Origin of the sequence: Novosphingobium sp. HR1a, assembly GCF_015594425.1 — a bacterium.
Lineage (GTDB): Bacteria > Pseudomonadota > Alphaproteobacteria > Sphingomonadales > Sphingomonadaceae > Novosphingobium > Novosphingobium resinovorum_A.
In genome coordinates this window covers 1-610 of record NZ_JABXWS010000157.1, presented here as the reverse complement: position 1 = coordinate 610, position 610 = coordinate 1, and the positions used below count along the sequence as shown (strand labels likewise).

Below are 610 nucleotides of genomic sequence, written 5' to 3'. Positions count from 1 at the left end.
CAAGCGGGAGGGGCGCGAGACCAGACGATTTATCGCCTGGTCGCAGCGGGGTGGGCACCGCCGCACCCATCGGCGTTTATTTCCCCCCCTCCTCGTGCTAGGCGCGCGCTTCCCTCAAACCGAAGCGGAACCGATGACCTACAATTCGACCCTGCTGCGCCTCCTCGACGAGCGAGGCTACATTCACCAGTTCACCGATGCCGAGGGCCTTGACGCCATGGCCGGCAAGCAGGTGGTGCCGGGGTATATCGGCTTCGACCCGACGGCGCCTTCGCTGCACGTCGGGCACCTCGTCTCGATCATGATGCTGCGTCAGCTTCAGCGCGCGGGCCACAAGCCGATCGTCGTGATGGGCGGCGGCACCGGCAAGATCGGCGACCCCAGCTTCAAGGACGAGGCGCGCAAGCTGCTGACCGAAGACCTGATCAAGGAGAACGTCGCCTCGATCCGCCGCGTCTTCGAGCGCTTCCTGACCTTCGGCGACGGCCCCAGCGACGCGATCATGGTCGACAACGCGGAATGGCTCGACAAGCTGGAATACATCCCGTTCCTGCGCGACATCGGCCAGCACTTCTCGATCAACCGCATGCTCAGCTTCGATTCGGTCAAG

Annotated in this window: 1 protein-coding gene; it reads left to right on the top strand. The window is 64.4% G+C overall.

Annotated elements, in window-relative coordinates:
* Window positions 1–133: 133 nt before the first annotated feature.
* A partial coding sequence (gene tyrS, locus HWN72_RS30795; protein ID WP_211152339.1) for a tyrosine--tRNA ligase occupies window positions 134–610 on the top strand: 477 nt, incomplete at its 3' end.